This is a genomic window from Nocardioides nitrophenolicus, assembly GCF_016907515.1.
Lineage (GTDB): Bacteria > Actinomycetota > Actinomycetes > Propionibacteriales > Nocardioidaceae > Nocardioides > Nocardioides nitrophenolicus.
On record NZ_JAFBBY010000001.1, the window covers coordinates 3,692,887 to 3,711,810 of the forward strand.

At 71.2% G+C, this 18,924-nt stretch carries 20 protein-coding genes and 1 tRNA gene; 13 read left to right on the plus strand and 8 right to left on the minus strand.

Translation table 11 applies throughout. The annotated features are described in order from the left end of the window. Positions 1 to 170: 170 nt before the first annotated feature. The 3 genes from JOD66_RS18000 (at position 171) to JOD66_RS18010 (ending at position 2,674) form a co-directional block, all read left to right on the plus strand. A complete protein-coding gene (locus tag JOD66_RS18000; RefSeq protein ID WP_204838206.1) occupies positions 171 to 1,544 on the plus strand; it encodes an LCP family protein in 1,374 nt (457 codons plus the stop codon). Between the two features lie 8 nt (positions 1,545 to 1,552). Next, positions 1,553 to 1,726 carry a hypothetical protein gene (locus tag JOD66_RS18005; RefSeq protein ID WP_239547285.1) on the plus strand — a complete coding sequence of 58 codons (174 nt, stop codon included), beginning with the start codon at positions 1,553 to 1,555 and terminating at the stop codon, positions 1,724 to 1,726. Positions 1,727 to 1,966: 240 nt separating this feature from the next. Further along, positions 1,967 to 2,674, plus strand: coding sequence for a helix-turn-helix domain-containing protein (locus tag JOD66_RS18010; RefSeq protein ID WP_204838208.1), 708 nt, complete (start codon positions 1,967 to 1,969; stop codon positions 2,672 to 2,674). Positions 2,675 to 2,756: 82 nt separating this feature from the next. On the opposite strand, the gene JOD66_RS18015 is transcribed toward JOD66_RS18010, so the two are convergent. The 3 genes from JOD66_RS18015 to JOD66_RS18025 all read right to left on the minus strand — a co-directional run bounded on the left by JOD66_RS18015 (position 2,757) and on the right by JOD66_RS18025 (position 4,231). Next, positions 2,757 to 3,110, minus strand: coding sequence for an MscL family protein (locus JOD66_RS18015; protein ID WP_204838209.1), 354 nt, complete (start codon positions 3,108 to 3,110; stop codon positions 2,757 to 2,759). A gap of 61 nt (positions 3,111 to 3,171) precedes the next feature. Next, on the minus strand, positions 3,172 to 3,831 hold the full coding sequence (locus JOD66_RS18020) for an SAF domain-containing protein (protein ID WP_204838210.1): 660 nt from the start codon (positions 3,829 to 3,831) through the stop codon (positions 3,172 to 3,174). Between the two features lie 61 nt (positions 3,832 to 3,892). Then, complete coding sequence (locus JOD66_RS18025; RefSeq protein ID WP_204838211.1) at positions 3,893 to 4,231, minus strand: FmdB family zinc ribbon protein; 339 nt, start codon at positions 4,229 to 4,231, stop codon at positions 3,893 to 3,895. Positions 4,232 to 4,327: 96 nt separating this feature from the next. Here JOD66_RS18025 and JOD66_RS18030 point away from each other — a divergent pair, with 96 nt between their 5' ends. Continuing rightward, a complete protein-coding gene (locus JOD66_RS18030) occupies positions 4,328 to 6,943 on the plus strand; it encodes a penicillin acylase family protein (protein WP_204838212.1) in 2,616 nt (871 codons plus the stop codon). On the opposite strand, the gene JOD66_RS18035 is transcribed toward JOD66_RS18030, so the two are convergent. Further along, complete coding sequence (locus tag JOD66_RS18035; RefSeq protein ID WP_204838213.1) at positions 6,927 to 7,529, minus strand: 5-formyltetrahydrofolate cyclo-ligase; 603 nt, start codon at positions 7,527 to 7,529, stop codon at positions 6,927 to 6,929. The two genes, JOD66_RS18030 and JOD66_RS18035, sit on opposite strands and share 17 nt — an antisense overlap. A 29-nt stretch (positions 7,530 to 7,558) precedes the next feature. Here JOD66_RS18035 and JOD66_RS18040 point away from each other — a divergent pair, with 29 nt between their 5' ends. From JOD66_RS18040 to JOD66_RS18075, 8 genes are all read left to right on the plus strand, one after another. Continuing rightward, positions 7,559 to 8,950 carry a UTP--glucose-1-phosphate uridylyltransferase gene (locus tag JOD66_RS18040; protein WP_205126447.1) on the plus strand — a complete coding sequence of 464 codons (1,392 nt, stop codon included), beginning with the start codon at positions 7,559 to 7,561 and terminating at the stop codon, positions 8,948 to 8,950. Then, positions 8,943 to 10,145: a molybdopterin molybdotransferase MoeA gene (locus tag JOD66_RS18045; RefSeq protein WP_204838214.1), complete on the plus strand. Its 1,203-nt coding sequence runs from the start codon at positions 8,943 to 8,945 to the stop codon at positions 10,143 to 10,145. Before JOD66_RS18040 ends, JOD66_RS18045 begins: the two co-directional genes overlap by 8 nt. Beyond that, positions 10,138 to 10,611, plus strand: a complete 474-nt coding sequence (moaC, locus tag JOD66_RS18050) for a cyclic pyranopterin monophosphate synthase MoaC (protein WP_204838215.1) — start codon at positions 10,138 to 10,140, stop codon at positions 10,609 to 10,611. Before JOD66_RS18045 ends, moaC begins: the two co-directional genes overlap by 8 nt. Next, a complete protein-coding gene (locus tag JOD66_RS18055) occupies positions 10,608 to 11,090 on the plus strand; it encodes a MogA/MoaB family molybdenum cofactor biosynthesis protein (protein WP_307823598.1) in 483 nt (160 codons plus the stop codon). Before moaC ends, JOD66_RS18055 begins: the two co-directional genes overlap by 4 nt. A 20-nt stretch (positions 11,091 to 11,110) precedes the next feature. Next, a complete protein-coding gene (locus JOD66_RS18060) occupies positions 11,111 to 11,731 on the plus strand; it encodes a GNAT family N-acetyltransferase (RefSeq protein ID WP_205126449.1) in 621 nt (206 codons plus the stop codon). A 73-nt stretch (positions 11,732 to 11,804) separates the two neighbouring features. Then, positions 11,805 to 12,677 (plus strand): divisome protein SepX/GlpR, encoded by an 873-nt coding sequence (gene sepX / locus JOD66_RS18065; protein ID WP_204838216.1) that lies wholly within the window; start codon positions 11,805 to 11,807, stop codon positions 12,675 to 12,677. Between the two features lie 40 nt (positions 12,678 to 12,717). Continuing rightward, positions 12,718 to 13,020: a hypothetical protein gene (locus JOD66_RS18070; protein ID WP_204838217.1), complete on the plus strand. Its 303-nt coding sequence runs from the start codon at positions 12,718 to 12,720 to the stop codon at positions 13,018 to 13,020. Positions 13,021 to 13,072: 52 nt separating this feature from the next. Further along, positions 13,073 to 13,145, plus strand: a tRNA-Ala gene (locus JOD66_RS18075). Between the two features lie 87 nt (positions 13,146 to 13,232). Here JOD66_RS18075 and JOD66_RS18080 read toward each other — a convergent pair. After that, positions 13,233 to 14,405: a tyrosine-type recombinase/integrase gene (locus JOD66_RS18080; protein WP_204838218.1), complete on the minus strand. Its 1,173-nt coding sequence runs from the start codon at positions 14,403 to 14,405 to the stop codon at positions 13,233 to 13,235. Positions 14,406 to 14,427: 22 nt separating this feature from the next. After that, positions 14,428 to 14,607: a helix-turn-helix transcriptional regulator gene (locus JOD66_RS18085; RefSeq protein WP_145724897.1), complete on the minus strand. Its 180-nt coding sequence runs from the start codon at positions 14,605 to 14,607 to the stop codon at positions 14,428 to 14,430. 829 nt (positions 14,608 to 15,436) lie between these two features. Between JOD66_RS18085 and tcmP the strand changes: the two genes are divergently transcribed. Next, positions 15,437 to 16,597, plus strand: coding sequence for a three-Cys-motif partner protein TcmP (tcmP, locus tag JOD66_RS18090; protein ID WP_204838220.1), 1,161 nt, complete (start codon positions 15,437 to 15,439; stop codon positions 16,595 to 16,597). On the opposite strand, the gene JOD66_RS18095 is transcribed toward tcmP, so the two are convergent. Both JOD66_RS18095 and JOD66_RS18100 read right to left on the minus strand, forming a co-directional pair. Then, complete coding sequence (locus JOD66_RS18095) at positions 16,587 to 17,333, minus strand: DUF5131 family protein (protein WP_204838221.1); 747 nt, start codon at positions 17,331 to 17,333, stop codon at positions 16,587 to 16,589. The genes tcmP and JOD66_RS18095 overlap by 11 nt on opposite strands. Before the next feature lie 348 nt (positions 17,334 to 17,681). Continuing rightward, positions 17,682 to 18,827: a DUF4238 domain-containing protein gene (locus JOD66_RS18100; RefSeq protein WP_204838222.1), complete on the minus strand. Its 1,146-nt coding sequence runs from the start codon at positions 18,825 to 18,827 to the stop codon at positions 17,682 to 17,684. Positions 18,828 to 18,924 lie beyond the last annotated feature (97 nt).

Sequence of the window (18,924 nt, forward strand, 5' to 3'; positions counted from 1 at the left end):
GCCCGGATTGGGTCGTCGTGGGGGAGAGTGGTGAGAATGGGGCCGACTCGCCGCCGCACTTGATGCGGACCGTACGGTGGGCGTGGTACCACCGGGTGCCGATCGGCCGCTGACTCGGCAGCGTCGAGAACAGACCAACCGCTGCGAGCGGCCACACGACCAGGTGATCCATGACGTTGGACGATGAGACCAGGCGCGCGAGCGCGCCCGGGAGCCGTGCGCGCCGGGTGCCGACCTCGCGGGCCGATCGCGACCGGCGCCGACCGCGGGGTGAGCGGCCGGCGCGCAGGAGCGGCGGCGCCCGCCGGGTGGCCGGGCGGCGCAAGGCGCCCCAGCCGGGCAAGGTGGTCTTCAAGGTCATCCTCGCGAGCCTGCTCTCCCTGGGGCTGGCGACCGGGGTCGGCGTGGTGCTGATCTACAACAACTGGAACGGCAACATCGACCGCCAGGACCTGGCCGCGCAGCTCGGCGACGACCGGCCGGAGAAGGTCGACGTCGCGGGTCCGCAGGAGCCGATGAACATCCTGGTGATGGGCTCCGACAGCCGCGACTGCGACGGCTGCGCGGTCGACGGCGAGTCGACCAACGGGCTCTCCGACACCACGATCCTGTTCCACCTCTCGGCCAACCGGAAGTTCGCCTACGGCATCTCCATCCCGCGGGACACCGCGGTGATGCGGCCCACCTGCTACAAGGAGGACGGCTCCGAGATCCGGGCCGCGACGGCGTACGACAAGTGGAACGCCGCGTTCTCCTACGGCGGCCCGGCGTGCACGATCCGGCAGTTCGAGCAGGTCACGGGCATCCCGCTCGACAACTACGTCGTGGTGAACTTCGGCCAGTTCAAGGACATGGTCAACGCCCTCGACGGCGTCGAGGTGTGCATCCCCGACGACATCGACGACGAGGTGCGCAACATCCATCTCAAGGCCGGCACCCGCGAGATCAAGGGCAACGAGGCGCTCACCTACGTGCGCGCCCGCTACCGGATCGGCGACGGCACCGACCCCAACCGCACCCGTCGCCAGCAGGCGTTCATCGGCTCGATGATCAACAAGGCGCTGACGGCCGGCATGCTGGCCCGTCCGGACCGGTTGGTCGGCTTCATGAACGCCGCGACCACGGGCCTGCAGACCGACTTCAAGGGCATCGCGCAGATGGCGGACCTCGCCGTCACCGCGCAGGGCATCGGCGCCGACAACATCAAGTTCATCACCACGCCGTGGGTCTACTCCGACAAGGTCAGCTCCGGCATCGAGTGGACCCCCGAGGTCGACAAGCTGTGGCAGCTGGTCCGCAGGGACAAGCGGCTCACCCCGGAGTTCCTCAAGGATGCGCTGAGCGCCGGCGACAAGCCCGACGGCTCGGCGTCCGCGACGGGCACCACCAGCCCGTCCGAGACCACCTCGCCGTCCGACACGGAGAGCGCGACCGGCACCCCCAGCGGTACGCCGAGCGACACCGCCACCGACGGCACTCCTGCCCCGCCGGTGTCCGAGGGCCTGAGCAGCTCCGGCCGCGCCGCCGCCGGCCTGTGCACCTGAGGCCGGTCGTGGGCGAGCAGCGGGAGACCGACTGGGAGCGGCGGCGCCGGCTGGCCGAGATCTTCGGCGACGTCGAGCCGGCGGTGACCTCCGACGAGCGCGACGACGACGCGCCGGCGTCCCGGGAGAGCGCGAGCGAGCGCTGGCTCAAGGCCCAGGTGCCGCCGCACCACGGCGACTGACTCCGGGGCCGACGTGAGCCGCGCCACAGTCGCGCGCTGAGGCAATCCATTCGTCCGCCGGCTCCGTATTCGGCGTGTGGAAGCGGTGACGACCTGCCCGTGCCGACGTGATCCGGACCCCCTCGCGACTGCTCCGGCGGCGTGGGTTAGGGTGACCTCACCTACGATGCTACGCCTTTGTAGGATTGCGACGCTCCTGCGTCGCACGTTCTCGGGTGTTGCATTCTCCGAGGGGACACCATGACCGAGACGACCGGGCCTGTGGGGGTCGCGGACGCCGTGACGACCAACCTGGACCGCCTGGCCCGGCACCCGGACGCCGCCGGGCTGCGCGAGCTCGACGGCCTGGTCCGGCAGCTGGGCGAGCACGGCCTCGCCCGCCGGCACCTGCGCCTGGAGCGGGCCGGGAGCACCGGCGCGCGACGGGTGCACGCGCTGTTCGAGCTGCTGCGCGACGAGCCCCGGCTGCGTCGCCTGCTCGCGCGCGGCGAACGGGCTGCCGACACCCTCGTGCTCCGGCTGCACGAGTACGCCGCGTGGCTGGTCGCCATCGGGCTGCAGCCGCACGACGGCCCGCGGATCGCCGGCGAGCTGACCACCCTGCGCGCCGCGTTGGCGCCGCTGCTGGCCCGCCCGTGGGGCGACCAGGACGACCTGGTGGCCGATGCGGTCGACCTGCTCGGCGCCGAGGCGGCCGACGCCGTGCGGTGCATCCAGGAGGTGCGCCAGGTCATCGAGGTGTCGAACGAGCGGCGCGTGGTGAGCGAGATGGTCCGTGGGTACGTCGACCGCAGCGGCCTGACCCAGCGCGAGTTCGCGCACCGGATCGGTACCTCGCCGTCACGGCTCTCGGCGTACGTCAACGGCGGGACGGTGCCGTCGGCGGCGCTGATGCTGCGGATGCAGCGCGTCGCCGGGCGGGGCGCGTCGCTCGCGGTGGCCGGCTGAGCGATCGGCCGGGCCCGGCGACGGACGCGCCGAGGGCCGGTGGGGACGCCCCCACCGGCCCTCGGCCTGTCGGTGCTGCGGCTCAGGCGCGGGCCGCGAGCGAGTCGCGGATCTGGGTGAGCAGGTCGAGCTCGGTCTCGCCGGGCTCGGGGTCGGGGAAGAAGCGCTCCTTCGCCTTGGTGTAGGGCGCGACGACCAGGAAGTAGACGACGGCCGCCAGGATCAGGAAGGCGATCACGGCGTTGATGAAGGGCGCCACGTCGACCTCGGCGATGAACATCGCGCCGATCTCCTTGGCGCCGGCGGCCTTGCCGATGAAGGCCAGCAGGACGTCGGTGAAGGTCTTGACGACGGTGCCGAACGCGGCACCGATGATCACGGCAACGGCCAGGTCGACCAGGTTGCCCTGCAGGATGAACTTCTTGAACCCGGACATGTGTCTCTCCTCTTTCCCGAGAGTGATGGTGGAGGTGGGAACGCTCTCTTGGCCCCAGAAACTAACTGCGACTCCATGTATAAGTCACGTATTCGGCAGCGGAGGCGGCCGTCACGTGGTACACGACACTCGAATCTAGGGCCAGGACGACGAGTCGTCCCGGAAGCGCGCCGTCGTTCGCAAATGAGCGATCCGGTACGGCGAGCACGGTCGCCCCGGCGGCCAGCAGCTCCGTCGTGCCGGCCTGGGTGTCGGTGCCGAGCAGGCTGATCCGGTCGCCGGGACGCAGCAGCGCGACCTGGCCGGCGTCGGAGAGCCGGACCGGTACGACGACGGTGCCGGCGGGCTGCGCGGCGCCCAGGCCGGGACCGACCAGCCGCACATCGGTGACCGGCTCGCCGGCGCGCAGCGGGGCCGCGAGCCGGCGCCCGACCGGGTGCCGCGCCGTCCCGTCCGGTACGACGTCGGGCGGCACCGCGACCTCGACCAGGTCGCCCGCGGCGAGCGCGCGGCCGGCCGGCAGGTCGCGCGCCGCCACCACGAGGGTGGCCAGCGCGGGCGGAGGCGGCGCGAGCGAGCGCACCGTGACAGCGGCGGCGAGGCCGAGCAGCACCGCGGCGATCAGCCGCCGGCGGCGCAGCAGCCGGCGGCGCAGCCGGTCGCGGGCGTCACGCAGCCGCCGCAGCGGCGCACGGGCAGGCGGACGGGCAGGGGAGTCCATGCGGGCGACCGTAGGCCGCCCGGGCGCCGGCCGCCGGCGCCCTCCACAGGCTCGGCCGGGATCAGGCGGAGGCGGCGGCCGAGCTCGAGCTGGACGAGCCGGAGGGCGCGCTCGCGGAGGACGAGCCCGACGAGCCCGACGAGCCCGACGAGCCCGACGAGGAGCCGCCGGACTCGCTCGACGACGCGGCGGGCGCGCTCGCCGGCGTGGACGTGCTGCTCGACGACTTGCTGTCGGTCTTGTAGAAGCCGGATCCCTTGAACACGACGCCGACGGAGTTGAACACCTTGCGCAGCTTGCCGCTGCACTCGGGGCACGTGGTCAGGGCGTCGTCGCTGAACTTCTGGACCTGCTCGAAGGCGTGACCGCACTCGGTGCACAGGTACTGGTAGGTGGGCATCGACGTTCCTCGCTTGGCACTCTCGCCCTAGCACTCTTGCCGGGCGAGTGCCAATGCTACGTCAGGAGGCAACCGCACGGCACAATGGCGCCCACCATGGCGGACCTCGACTCTCCTTCCCCGGCCCGCGCCCGCTGGCCCCGGTGGCTGCGCTGGACGGTGGCCCTCGGCGTACTCCTCGTCCTCGTGCTCGTCGCCGGCCTCACCACCGCGGTGGTGGGCGTGCGCCGCTCGTGGCCGCAGACCGGAGGCGAGCTGTCGATCAGCGGCCTCGACGGCGAGGTGCGGGTGCTCCGCGACGACCACGGCATCCCGCAGATCTACGCCGACTCGACCCACGACCTGATGCTCGCGCAGGGCTTCGTGCACGCCCAGGACCGCTTCTTCGAGATGGACGTGCGCCGCCACGCCACCGCCGGCCGGCTCTCGGAGCTCTTCGGCGAGTCCGGCCTCGAGACCGACCTGGTGGTGCGCACCCTCGGCTGGCGCGACGTCGCCGAGAAGGAGGTGGCGCTGCTGCGCCCGGCCACGCGCAGCGCGCTGGACGCCTATGCGGAGGGCGTGAACGCCTATCTCGAGGGCCGTTCGACGTCCCAGATGTCGCTGGAGTACAGCCTGCTCGGCATCACCGGCCTCGACTACCAGCCCGAGCAGTGGACCGCCGTCGACTCGGTCGCCTGGCTCAAGGCGATGGCCTGGGACCTGCGCGGCAACCTCGAGGAGGAGATCGGGCGCGCGGTCGCGACCGCGACGGTCGGCGCCGATCGCGCCAAGGACCTCTATCCCGGCTACCCGTACGCCGAGCACGCCCCGATCGTGCAGGAGGGCGGCCTGGTCGGCGGGGTGTTCGCGCAGGACGCGACCGGCGCCGGCGGCTCGCTCGGCCGGCCGCCGCTCGGGGACCCGGCGACGGTGCGCGCCCTCGCCGGGGTGCGCGCGGTGCTCGCCGGCGTGCCTCCGCTGCTCGGGCAGGGCGACGGCATCGGCAGCAACGCCTGGGTCGTCGACGGCGACCACACCGACACCGGCGCGCCGATCCTCGCCAACGACCCCCACCTCGGCATCTCGCTGCCGGGCGTGTGGACGCAGGTCGGCCTGCACTGCCGCACGCTGTCGTCCGAGTGTCCCTACGACGTGGCCGGCTTCAGCTTCTCCGGGGTGCCCGGGGTGGTGATCGGCCACAACCGCGACATCGCCTGGGGCTTCACCAACCTCGGCCCCGACGTGACCGACCTGTACGTCGAGCGGGTCACCGGCGACACCTGGGAGTACGACGGCCAGCAGCTCCCGCTGACCCGGCGCACCGAGCGGATCGAGGTGCGTGACGGCGAGGACGTCGAGCTCACCGTCCGCTCCACCAGTCACGGCCCGCTGCTGTCCGACCTGGCCCGCTTCGCCGACGAGGACGGCCTCGAGATCACCGAGGACGGCCTGCTCGACCAGGTCGACGACGTCGCCGCCGCGCAGGACGAGGGCGACCCCGCGATCTCGCTGGCCTGGACCGCGCTCACGCCGCGGCCGACCGCCGATGCCCTGCTCGCGCTGGACCGGGCCTCCGACTGGACCTCCTTCCGCAAGGCGCTCTCCTCGTTCGCCGTTCCGGGCCAGAACGTGGTGTACGCCGACACCGAGGGCCACATCGGCTACCAGGCGACCGGCGTGGTCCCGGTCCGCCGGCCCGGCAACGACGGCCGGCTGCCGGCGGCCGGCTGGCTGAAGGAGACCGACTGGACCGGCGAGTTCGTGCCGTACGACGCGCTGCCCAGCGTCCTCGACCCGGACTCCGGGATCATCGCCACCGCCAACCAGGCGGTGATCGACCCGACCCGCTACCCGCCGTACCTCACCTCGGACTGGGACCTCGGCTACCGCTCGGACCGGATCAACCGGCTGCTCGCCGCCGACGACGAGCTGAGCGTCGAGGGGATGACCGCGATCCAGCTCGACGACCGCAGCGCGATCGGGGAGGCACTCACGCCGTACCTCCTCGACGTGGACCTGCCGCGCGGCTACTACTCCGACGGGCAGCGGCTGCTGAAGTCCTGGAACTACCAGCAGGACGCCGACAGCGCCGCCGCGGCGTACTTCAACGTGGTGTGGCGCGAGGTCCTGGCCCGCACGTTCTCCGACGAGCTGCCGTCGGTGATCCAGCCCGACGGTGGCGACCGGTGGTTCGCGGTCGTCAGCGCGCTGCTGCCCCGGGGCAAGAACCCGTGGTGGGACGACGTGCGCACCGACGACAAGGTGGAGCGGCGCTCCGACATCCTGCGGGACGCGATGATGGCGGCCCGCGACGAGCTCACGGCCCTGGAGTCGCCCAACGCGGAGGAGTGGACCTGGGGTGCGCTGCACGAGCTCGAGCTGCGCTCCTCGACGCTGGGGGAGTCGGGCATCGGGATCGTCGAGCGGCTCTTCAACCGCGGCGGCTGGGAGGTCGGCGGCGGTGGCTCGCTGGTCAACGCGACGTCCTGGGACGCGCGCACCGGCTACCAGGTGGCGACGGCGCCCTCGATGCGGATGGTCGTGCCCCTGGACGACCTCGACGCGGCCCGGTGGATCAACCTCACCGGCGTCTCCGGCCACGCCTTCCACCCCCACTACACCGACCAGACCGACCTGTGGGCGCGCGGCGAGACGCTGCCCTGGGCCTTCTCCGAGAAGGCGGTCGAGGCGTCGGCCGAGGACGTGCTGGTGCTCAGCCCCGAGGGCTGAACCGCACGACGCCCGCGGGGGTGGCGGCCGCGGTCACCGGCCGGTCGTGGGGCTCGGCGGGCACGTCGGGGAGCACCTCGTCGTCGTACAGCAGCACGCAGGTGAAGGTGCCGACCGGCACCCGGCCCAGCGCGCGGTCGTAGGAGCCGCCGCCGCGGCCCAGCCGCATCCCGGTGCGGGAGACCGCGAGGCCGGGCACCAGCACGACGTCGGCGGTGGCGACCGCCTCCACCCCGAGCGGGTCGCCGACCGGCTCCAGCAGTCCGCGGCGGGCGGGGGCGAGCGAGGTCGGGCCGTGGTACGCCGCCCAGTCCAGGTCGTTGTCGGGCAGCAGCACCGGCAGCAGCACCCGCTTCCCGGCGTCGACCAGCAGGTCGAGCAGGGCGGTGGTGCCGGGCTCGGTGCCGACCGAGACGTACGCCGCGACGGTGGCCGCCCGGCGTACCTCCGGGCTGGCGAGGAGGTGGTCGGCGACGGCCCGCGCGGAGGCGCCGACCTCGCTCAGCGCGCGGCGCCGGCGGGCGGTGAGGAGCTGGTCGCGCAGGGCGAGCTTGGCCGCTCCTTGGAGCGGATGTGGACCTGTCACGCAGGAAGCCTACGATCGGCAGTATGGGTATGAGTGGTCGCAGTGGCGGCCTCGAGAAGGCGCGGGCGAAGATGCTCGACGCGGGGGTCGATCCCGTCGCGATCGAGACGTTCGCGCACTACTACCGGCTGCTCGAGCACGGCGAGACCGGGATGATCCCGGAGTCGACGATCGAGCCGGTCGACATCGAGAGCCTCGCCGACGTCGAGGTCTCCGACGAGGTCGCCGCCGACGCGATCGGCAGCACCGTCGCGATCAAGCTCAACGGCGGGCTCGGCACCTCGATGGGCATGGAGCGGGCCAAGTCCCTGCTGTGCGTGCGGCGCGGGCTGTCCTTCCTCGACATCATCGCCCGCCAGGCGCTGCACCTGCGCCAGCGCTACGACGCCCGACTGCCGCTGATCTTCATGAACTCCTTCCGCACCTCCGCCGACACCCTCCACGCCCTCGGGCGCTACGAGGACCTCGCGGTCGAGGGCCTGCCGCTCGACTTCCTGCAGAACAAGGAGCCCAAGCTCCTCACCTCCGACCTGAGCCCGGTCACCTGGCCCAAGGAGCCCGACCTGGAGTGGTGTCCGCCCGGGCACGGCGACCTCTACACCGCGCTGCGCGGCACCGGCCTGCTCGACCGGCTGATCGAGCAGGGCTACCGCTACGTCTTCGTGTCCAACTCCGACAACCTCGGCGCCGTTCCCGACCCGCGGGTCGCGGGCTGGTTCGCGGCGAGCGGGGCGCCGTTCGCGATCGAGGCGGTGCGGCGTACCGCCTCGGACCGCAAGGGCGGTCACTTCGCCCGGCGCCGGACCGACGGCCGGATCGTGCTGCGCGAGACGGCGCAGACGTTGCCGGAGGACCGCGCGGCCCTGGCCGACCTGGACCGGCACCGGTTCACCTCGACCAACAACCTGTGGTTCGACCTGCACGCCATGAAGTCCGTGCTCGACGGCCGCGACGGCATCCTCGGGCTGCCGCTGATCCGCAACGTCAAGCACGTCGACCCCGCGGACCCGGCCTCGCCGGAGGTGGTCCAGATCGAGACCGCGATGGGCGCGGCGATCGAGGTGTTCGACGGCGCCCGGCTGATCGAGGTCGGCCGCGACCGGTTCATCCCGGTCAAGACCACCAACGACCTGCTGGTGCTGCGCTCCGACGTCTACGAGATCGGCGCCGACTTCGCGCTCACCCAGGTCGCCGCCGACGTGCCGTACGTCGAGCTGGACGCCGACCACTACAAGGTCGTCGGCGAGTTCGACAAGCGCTTCCCCGAGGGCGCGCCGTCGCTGGCCAAGGCCACCGCGCTCAAGGTCGAGGGCGACTGGACCTTCGGTCACGGCGTCCAGGTCGTCGGAAAGGTCGAGCTGGACGCGAAGGGCGCGCAGCGGGTCCCGGCCGGTGAGGTGCTGTCGGGGTCGGATGACTGACCCGGCCTCCTCGGTCGAGGAGCACCGGGCGCGGGTGCTCGCGGGTGTCACTCCGCTGGCGCCGCAGGTCGTGCCGCTCGCCGACGCGCAGGGCCGGTTCCTCGCCGCGGACGTCGTCGCCCGGCTGTCGGTGCCACCGTTCGACCATGCCGCGATGGACGGTTTCGCGGTGCGCGCCGCCGACGTGGCCGCGGTACCGGTGTCGCTGCCGGTGTCGGGCGTGGTGGCGGCGGGTGACGCGGTGGCGCCGCTGGCTCCCGGCACGGCCGTCCGGATCATGACCGGCGCCCCCGTGCCGCCCGGAGCCGACCTGGTCGTGCCCTTCGAGTGGACGTCGGGGACCGATCCGGTCGAGATCGACCGGCGGGCCGACGCCGGGCGCCACATCCGCCGCGAGGGCGAGGACGTCCGCGCCGGCGAGGTCGCGCTCGCCGCGGGCGCCCGTCTCGGCCCGGCCCAGCTCGGCCTGCTCACCTCCGTCGGCGCGACCTCGGTCGCCGTCCTGTCGCGCCCCCGGCTGGCCGTGCTCTCCACCGGCGCCGAGCTGGTGGCGGGCCAGGTGCCCGACAGCAACTCGCCCACCCTGGTCGCCGCCGCCCGCGCCACCGGCGCCGAGGCCGTCGCCTTCGGCCCCGCGCCCGACGACCTCGCCGGCTTCCGTGCCCTGCTCGCCGCCGCCGCCGAGGCGGCCGACGTCGTGGTCACCACCGGCGGCATCTCCGCCGGCGACCACGACGTCGTCAAGGCCGCGCTCCGCGACGACCCGGCGTTCTGGTTCGGCCCGGTCGCGATGAAGCCCGGCCGGCCCCAGGGCTGCGGCGCCGTCGTCGCCTCCGACGGGCGCCGGGTCCCGGTCGTCACCCTGCCCGGCACCCCGATCGCCGCCTACGCCGCCTTCCGGCTCTACGTCGACCCGCTCATCCACGCGCTCGGCGGCATCCCCTGGCTGCCTGGTCGCGCACCTCTGGCCGAGCCGGTCCAGGCCGGCGATCGGACCGTGCTGCTGCCCGCCGTGCTGGCCGACGCCTCCGGCGCGGTGGCGCCGCTGCCCGGGCACGCCGGCCACTCGCAGCGGCTGCTCGCCGCGGCCGACGGATTGCTCGTCGTACCGCCCTCGGGGAGGCTGTTGCCCGCGGGCACCCTCGTCGAGGTGCTCGCCCTGCATCCCCGACCCGAGGAGGGCCTCGATGGCTGAGCCGCGCCTGACCCATGTCGACGCCTCCGGCGCCGCGCGGATGGTCGACGTGTCGGCCAAGGACGTGACCCACCGGGTCGCCACCGCGTCCGGCCGGGTGCTCGTCTCGGCCGAGGTGGTCGCCCTGCTCCGTGGCGAGGGGGTGCCGAAGGGCGACGCGCTCGCCGTGGCCCGGATCGCCGGGATCATGGGCGCCAAGCAGACCCCCGCCCTGATCCCGCTGTGCCACCCGCTGTCGATCTCCGGGGTGACCGTCGAGCTCAGCGTCGCCGACGACGCCGTCGAGATCGCCGCGACGGTGCGGACCACCGACCGCACCGGCGTCGAGATGGAGGCGCTCACCGCCGTCTCGGTCGCGGCGCTCACCGTCGTCGACATGGTCAAGGCGGTCGACAAGGGCGCGGTGATCACCGACGTCCGGGTCGAGACCAAGACGGGCGGCAAGTCGGGGGACTGGTCGCGGTGAGCGCCCCCCTCCCGGCCGTGGTGGTGGTCGCGTCGAACCGCGCCGCCGCGGGCGTCTATGACGACACCACCGGTCCGCTCATCGTCGCCGCGCTCCGCTCCTGGGGCTTCGCGGTGGGGGAGCCGGTCGTCCGGCCCGACGGCGAGCCGGTGGGAGAGGCGATCGCGGAGGCCGTGGCCTCGGGCGCCCGCGTGGTGCTGACCACCGGCGGCACCGGGCTCACCCCCACCGACCGCACCCCCGAGGTCACCCGGCCGCTGCTCGACCGCGAGGTCCCCGGCCTGGCCGAGGCGATCCGCGCCGCCGGCGTCGCCAAGGGCGTCCCGACCGCGGTCCTCTCCCGAGGGCTGGCCGGGGTCGCCGGTCGCGCGCTGGTGGTCAACCTGCCCGGCTCGCGCGGTGGGGTGAAGGACGCCCTCGCCGTCCTCGAGCCGGTGCTGGTGCACGCCGTCGAGCAGATCGTCGGGAGTGACCATTGAGCGAGCCGCCCCGCGAGCGGATGACCGTCGCCGTCCCCGGCCGGGCCTGGCCCAACGAGCTGATCTCCGGCACCGACCCCGTCGTCCGGCTGCGCCCGATCGCCCGCTCCGACGCCCGCGCCTGGCGCACCGCCCGGCGCCGCAACGCCACCTGGCTCGGGCCCTGGGACGCCACCGCGCCCCCCGGCTCCGACGCCCGCCCGACCTCCTTCCGGGCCCTGGTCAAGCGGCTGCGGCGCGCCGCCCGGCGGGGGACGACGTACCCGTTCGTGGTGGAGGTCGACGGCGTCTTCGCCGGCCAGGTCAGCGTCAACAACATCGTGCGCGGCTCGGCGCAGTTCGCGTCGGTCGGCTACTGGATCGACCAGCAGTTCGCCGGCCGCGGCGTCATCCCCCGCGCCGTCGCGATGGTCATCGACCACTGCTTCTTCCTCGGCGGCCTGCACCGCATCGAGATCTGCATCCGCCCCGAGAACTCCAACTCGCTGCGGGTCGTGGAGAAGCTCGGCATCCGCGAGGTCGGCTACGCGCCGTACTTCCTCCACATCGACGGCGAGTGGCGCGACCACCGGATCTTCGCGGTCACCCGCGAGGAGGCGCCCCGGGGGGTCCTGGTCCGGCTGGACCGCGAAATCACATGAGTCACACGAATCAATCTGTGACACACCGATGGACATGCGCCCCGCACTGAGGTAGCGCTCCTAACCTCTCGGTGTGGACCTGAGCTCGCTGATCTTCGTCGCCTTGTTCGTGGCGTGGGCGGTCTACCTCATCCCGATGGCGCTGCGGCGCCACGAGGAGGACGCCTCCAGCCGCTCGGTCGACGGCTTCTCCGACCGGCTGCGGGTGCTCGCCCGGCGGGACGCGGTGTCGTCCACCGAGGCCGAGCTGGTCGCGACCGGCCGCCCGGAGAAGTCGTCCGGGAAGTCGTCCGGGAAGTCGTCGGCGCGGGTCGAGGAGCCCGCGGCGCCCACCCCTGCGCCGCGTGCCGCCCGTCCCGCCCGTCCCGTCGACCGCCCGGCCGCGCGCCGGGCCGCCGCCCGCCGCCGCCGGGTCTTCAACCTGCTCCTGCTCGCGCTCGTGGTCGTCGCCGCCCTCGCCATCGGCAAGGTCGTCGCCTGGCCCTGGCTCGCCGCCCCCGCCGCGCTGATGGCGGCCTGGCTGGTCGCCTGCCGGCTCATGGTCAAGCGCGAGCGCGCCGCCCGCGCGTCGGTGCGGCGCCGTCGTACGACGCTCGCGGACGAGGCGATCGCGGCCGAGGACGAGGCCACCGACCAGGTCGACGAGGTCGAGGAGACCCGCGACGACACCGACGAGATCCCGGTCGTCACCGCCGAGCTCCTCGACGAGCCCGGCACCCCCGACACCCCCGCGGGGGGCTGGACGCCCGTCCCGGCCCCGCTGCCGACGTACGTCACCAAGGCGCCGGCCGGCCGCACCGTGCGCACCATCGACCTCGACTCCACCGGCGTGTGGAGCTCGGGCCGCAACGAGGCCGACTCCCAGCTCGCCCGCGAGGCCGACGCCCAGCGCGCCCAGGACGCGGCCGCCGCCGACGCCGACCGGCGCCGCGCCACCGGCAGCTGACCTCCCGGTTGCCCGCTCCGCCCGCGGGTAACGCCCGGGGATGAGCCACCACGACGAAGGCACCCCCGACGAGGGCACCGCCGCCGACCGCCAGGCGGCCCAGCAGACGCGCGAGCAGGAGAAGAGGCAGGCCGACTCCGCCACCGCCGTCTCGCCCGACACCCAGAACCCGGACCCCGAGCGCGCCATCACGGACAGCCCCTTCTCCGGCGACTCCGCCCGCGGCCAGGCCACCACCTTCGAGGACCCGCCCAAGCCGCGCGGCAGCTCCGACGTCGACCACGGCGCCCACGGCGACGACCAGCCCCGGCCCGCCGGTCACGCCGACGAGGACCGCAACTGAGCATCCCGATTCGGAGCGCGCGGGACGTGGGTGCTAGCGTTGCTCCTCGCTTGGGGGTGTGGCGCAGTTGGTAGCGCGTCTCGTTCGCAATGAGAAGGTCAGGGGTTCGAATCCCCTCACCTCCACCGGCAAGCAAGAACCGGCAGGTCGCCTCTGACCTGCCGGTTCTCGCGTTTTCGGGTTTGTTGGGCTTGGAGTTCCACGGACGGGATTCACCGCGCTGGGCCGTCTCGCTTACCCCCGGCGTACCCCCGGCCGGCGGGGGAGCCGCGAAGGGCCTCCCGGATGCTTCGGCCGAGGCGGTCAGTCGCCTCCGTCTCGGGCTCGGGGTTCAGGGCGGGGCCACGGGTGGGGTCGTTCAGCCGGTCCAGACCGGCCTGGTCAGCCGAGGTGCCGAGGAAGTGCAGGTAGCGGTTCGTGGTCGCGATCGACTCGTGCCCCATCCATGCCTGGACGGTGCCGGGGTCCACGCCCCGAGCCAGCCACAGGCACGCTGCCGTGTGGCGCAGGTCGTGGATGCGCCGGCCGCCGGCAGTCTGGTCCCACTTGACCGTGCGCAGCACCGCGGTGCGATGCAGCTGAGCGCCCCCACCGGTGGTGATGAGCAGGTCGGTCGGCTCCTTGCCCTCGGCCATGCGCTGGATGATCGGGAGGACGCGATCGGCGACGGGCACCCGCCGCCCACGTCGCCCCTTGGTGGCCTTCACCGCGCCACCCTCGGTTTGCGAGCGACGCACCAGCAACCCAGGCGTGGGTACGTCGACTACGTCCTCGACCAAAACCGAGCGCGCCTCGCCCCAGCGCATCCCGGTCCAGCCCAACACGAGCAGCACATCAGCCAGGTGCGGATCCCGCGCCTTCCACCGGTCGTAGGTGGCCTCGAGCTCGGCCTCGGTCCACGGCCGCATCTCCGTCGGCTCCTCCGAGGACCGCGGCACCTTCGTCGCGGTCACCGGATTGCGGACGACCGCCTTCTCCCGCACGCACCAGGCGAAGAACGTGGAAAGGCTGGCGCGATAGCGGATCACCGAGCGCTCGCTGAGTCCGCGCTGGGTCAGCGTCTCGAACGACCGCGCGATCTCCCGCTCCGAGACGGCGCCGACCTGCATTGCCTGCATGCTCGTCGGCACCAGCCGCTGCAGGGCCTGGTCGCTGCGGTAGGTCTTCGCCGCGACCGTGAACTCCCGGACGGCCAACCACTCCTCGAGCAACGTCCGGACGGGCCGGCGCCCGGCACGTGGATCCATCCCGCCGTCGAGTGCAGCCTTCTCCCGGGCGAGCCAGTCGGTCGCCTCACGCTTCGTGTCGAACGTCCGGCTCGCGACGAACTGTCTTCCGCTCTTCAACCGCGCCCGGAACCGACCGCCCGAGGTCTTCTCGATCATGACCGCTCTCGCAGTCTGCTGCTCAGGACGCCCGCGCGAGCCACTGCTCGACGTCGCTGCGACGGTATCGCGGACAGGTCGACGTCATCCACGTCACCCGCGGTCCCATCCCGCGCTGCCGCCACCGGCACAGCGTCGACTCCGACACCCGGATCCACCGGGCCACCTCGCTGCTGGTGAGGATCTCCTCCACCGTCTCCATCTGGTCACCTCCGACTCCGAGAGCGACGACCGCCGCCCGAGACATCTGACAGTCACCTAAGGAAGCGATCGGGGCTCGAGCGATCAGATGCCGACGGTGAATCTCCTGCAATGCTCCACGCCGCTGCGGACCACCGAAGCGCAGAACAGGTCCCTGGTACGCACGAAGTGCGCGAATGGGAGTTTGGGCGGTCGCCGATGCGCTGCGGGCTTTCCGCCCACTAAGACGCTAGTCGTCGACGTGACGCCTCCTAAGCGAAAGGTCCCGGGCTCGACTCTTGCCTGGGGCACGCTCAGGACTCCTGTGTTTGACCCCGACTTGGTACTGGTCGGCCATTTCGGTGGGCCTTCCGTTTCTCAGACGAGCGTGTTGGCCGAGCGCTCGCTGGTGTGCGTGACGCACTTCGGGTCAGTGCAAAGTCGCACGTGCAGGTACTAAGCGCTCGGGTCAGCCAGGCTGCCGGAGTCCTTGATCCGGCGCTCCGCGTTCACCTCGAGCGCGACCTCGCGCATGGGCGGGTAGACGCCCTTGGTCCCGAGCCTGAGTCTTGTAGCCGCCGTATTCATCGAGCCGCACAGGGGACGCCGGCGCAGGTCACCGGCCTCTGTCCTAGTTGCAACGCAGGGTCGGCAACCGATTCCAGCTAGGCCGCGGAAGCCGGCGCCCAGCGCTTGCATTGCTCCCCCGACGGACTTCTCATCGAGGAGGTAGGCGTGTGTCCTGCATCTGGAAAGCCACCCGACGAGAATGTCTGCGGAGCCCCATACCTTCGCCTTAACCTGACGAGCACCAGCGACGCCCATGAGGGCGCCTGGGCAAAGGGGAGACGATGTCGAAGGGCACTGACGCCGGGCTGCTCGACCAGCCAAAGCCGCAATCCGTCTACAAGCACGGGATCCTGGAGCAGTACGCCATCAGGTTCGCCACGATGACGGCTAGCAAGCTCCATCCCAAGAGGTCGGTCCTCTTCGATGGGTTCGCCGGGCGGGGACGATTCGATGGCGGCAAGGCCGCCTCGGCCGAGCACATGATGGTCGGCGCCCAGAAGGTCAAGAACACGACGCAGATCGACATCTTCCTCGTCGAGCAGAATCACGCGGACTGGGAGAAGCTCGACGGCGTGGCCGACGAGTACCGCGCCAGAGGGATCGAGATCGAGACGCGGCACGGCGACTGCGAGGATTTTCTCGACGAGGTGTACCAGCACGCGGCTGGCGCCAGTCTCTTCATGTTCCTCGACCCGTGTGGCGCCGTCCTGCCGTTCACGACGCTCGAACCTCTGCTCCGGAAGCGAGGTCGGTGGCCGGCCACCGAGTTCTTGATGAACTTCAACGCCGACCTGATTCGCCGCGCCGGCGGGCAGTACAAAAAGGGCCAACTGGACCTCGGAGGCGTGGCCAAGGCAGATCTTGTCTGCGGAGGAGAATGGTGGCGTGAGGTCGCGCTAGAGGCGCACATTAAGTCTGGCGGAAAGACATGGGAGGCGGCTGCCGAGGCTGTTGCGGTGGAGTACGCCAAGCGCCTCACCGCAGGAACGAACTTCGCCTGGGCCGTTGCGCCGGTGCGACGTCAGGTGCATCACCAGCCGGTGTACTTCCTCATTTTTCTCACGGCCAACCCTCACGGATTCTGGGTCTTCGGCGCGGCGGCTGCCAAAGCGCGAGAGAAGTGGCTGACCTTCATCGGCCCGGACGAGGATGAACTTGAGGGCATGTTGTTCGACACCGTCGCCGATCAACTCGAGCGCGAGCACGCAAAGGCGATCGCCACGATCACCAAAAATCTGCGCACCCTGTGCGCGGATGGTGCCGATCATCCCGTCGTGCAGCGCGTGGAACTGATCTTCGGCGAGGTTTACGGCGAAGCCAAGGAGACCGCGTTCTCGGCTGCGCTGCGTCAGCTCGTTAAGGATGAGGAGGTCGAGTTCGTGACCAAGGCCAGCAAGCCGCACGGGCACGTAATCCGCCGCGGGACCGCACTCAAATCGTAGTTAGAGTCGGCATCTCGCTCCATAGGCGACCCTCGAGCTCGCGGCCGTTGGCCTTCGGCGTGCGCCCGCCCCACTGCTTGAAGAAGAAGGCGACGTCGGCATTGATGCACTGGTCGCGGATGTCCGTAACCCACTCGGGGTCCATCGCTCGGGCGTTAGGGCCAGACTCGCCGCCGGCGATGACCCAGTCGATGTCTGTGAGGTCGAGGTTGGGAAGCGCAGTGATGAGCGGCTCACAGGAGAGGAACCTGACCGCAGCTGGCGTGGCCCGGAGGTGGTCAATTCGGTCGACGGCATCGAACGACTCGACAGAGACGCCCATCCAGAGATTGTCAGGCCAGTCGAGTTTGTCGGCGAAGCGCGCCATCCTGTGCGCTCGTTTTGTGAGGACCTGGTACGTGTGCTGAGGTGTCTCACGGATGACGTCGAAGATTTCGCGCACGAACGCGATCGGCACCTTGGCGTGGAACAGGTCGCTCATTGAGTTCACGAACACGAGCTTCGGCGACTTCCACTTGAAGGGCTGTTCGAGCGAGCCCGGGTGCGTTGTGACGCCGAAGCCCGGCCCCGAGGTGCGGGGATCCCCGTCGTTCTGGTACTTCTCGGCACCCATGGCCTTGAGCCTCTTGGACAGCGCCAGGGCGTAGCAGTTGTCACAGCCAGCAGCCACCCGGTCGCACCCGGTGACCGGGTTCCAGGTGACCTCGGTCCACTCGATCGCACTGTTCGTGGCCACCCGCACCCTCCATTGTTCGAACACGTGTTCGACACGGTGCCAGTGTGCCTCACGCAGCCAGCAGGCTAACGGCTTTTTCCGAGATGTTGGCGGCGACAACCGTCCAGGCGCCAATCGGATGCGGCTCGGCCGGAGCCCGGACTCTCGCTGAGCGGCGCGTGCGATGGGGCACCGGTCTAGCGCGATCCGCTCGCCCCCAAGGGATGCCCCATGTACGCGTGCGCGCCTGGCGATGTGCTGGACTCGGACTAGGTCGACCAAGAACGCAACCTCATGCCGCGCCGGCGCCTTGACGGCTTGCTCCGTCCTGAGCCGAACCGTCACATCGATGCGGTCGTGTGGAGCGCCTCACCCCCCGGGCAGGTTCTCATCTCCCGCCGCAGGCACAACGGTCTCGGGCCGAGATCCGAGTCGGCGCGGGATCGGCCAGGTCAGATCGCCTAGCGACATTCCTTCGCGCTCCGGACCGTCGTCTTCGGACAGCACCTTCGGCATTGCCGCAAGCTGCTCGTCGGAGAGTCTGCCGAAGAGTCCTTCCTCGCGGATCATGCGATCCGCCCCGGCGTCAGTCCAACCATGCCGCCGCGGTGAGGGCAACACGACGGGAGCGGCGAACGGATCCGCGTCGGGGTGGCAGTAGACGTAATGCCGGGCGCTCCAGGCGGTCTGCTGGTTAAACGATTTGGCGTGCTCGGGGTCGGCAACGTGTTTTTGGTCAGGCACAAAGCCCAGGGCGGCGGGGAATCGATCTCGCGGCTGGATCGTCATCCCAAGGCTCTGGGTCAACGGAATGTAGAACAGAGCGGCGGTCATGATGCCCAAGCCCATCCCGGCCGGATGGTCGTCGCCAGCGACGAGGGAGACTGGATGGTCACTGGTACCGAGGGCGACGTCCTCGAACTTCAGGAGCGTCCAGTGCCACGACATGAGGTGCGCAGTCAGCCCCGGCAAGGTGCGGAGCAGGAAGTCCATATGGTCCCCGGGGTCGGGTTCAAGAGTGGGTCCGCCCGGCTTTGTCAGATCCGTCCACTCCCAGTCGAGTTGCTCCTCACTTAGCCTCACCCCCTCACGGGTTTCGATCAGGCGCCGCAACGACTCCTTGCCAGAGGTCCCCACGAGAATCCGAATGTGGAAGGCGTCCAACGCAGTCTGGCCGTGACGGATCTCCTCGCCGCGGAGATATTGCAGTGCAACCCATGCCGCCAGCGCCTCACGATCAACCGGCTGAAGCGGCCAGGTCCCATGACCTACAGCACGCAAAGCCGTCGCGGCCGGTCCCTCGAAGGTGCCGAAGAACTCCTCGAACATGTCCGAGGGAGTCCCATCTAGTAGCTCGACCGTGTAGAAGTCCTTGATGACCGACGCATCTGAAGTAGCAAGGACGATCGGCTCGTCTCCAGGCAGCTCGATGCGCTTGATCCGGGACGACTCGTTGGCAAACCCCTTCAGGTAGAACTGCGAGATGACGTGCTGACGACGTACTCGACTGACCACGGGCCAACGGTACGTGCAGCCAGCAGTCACCCCTCCGCATCGACCTAGATCCGGTCAGTTCGCCGCCTTTCGGTGCGCACTTGAACGCACTCATCCG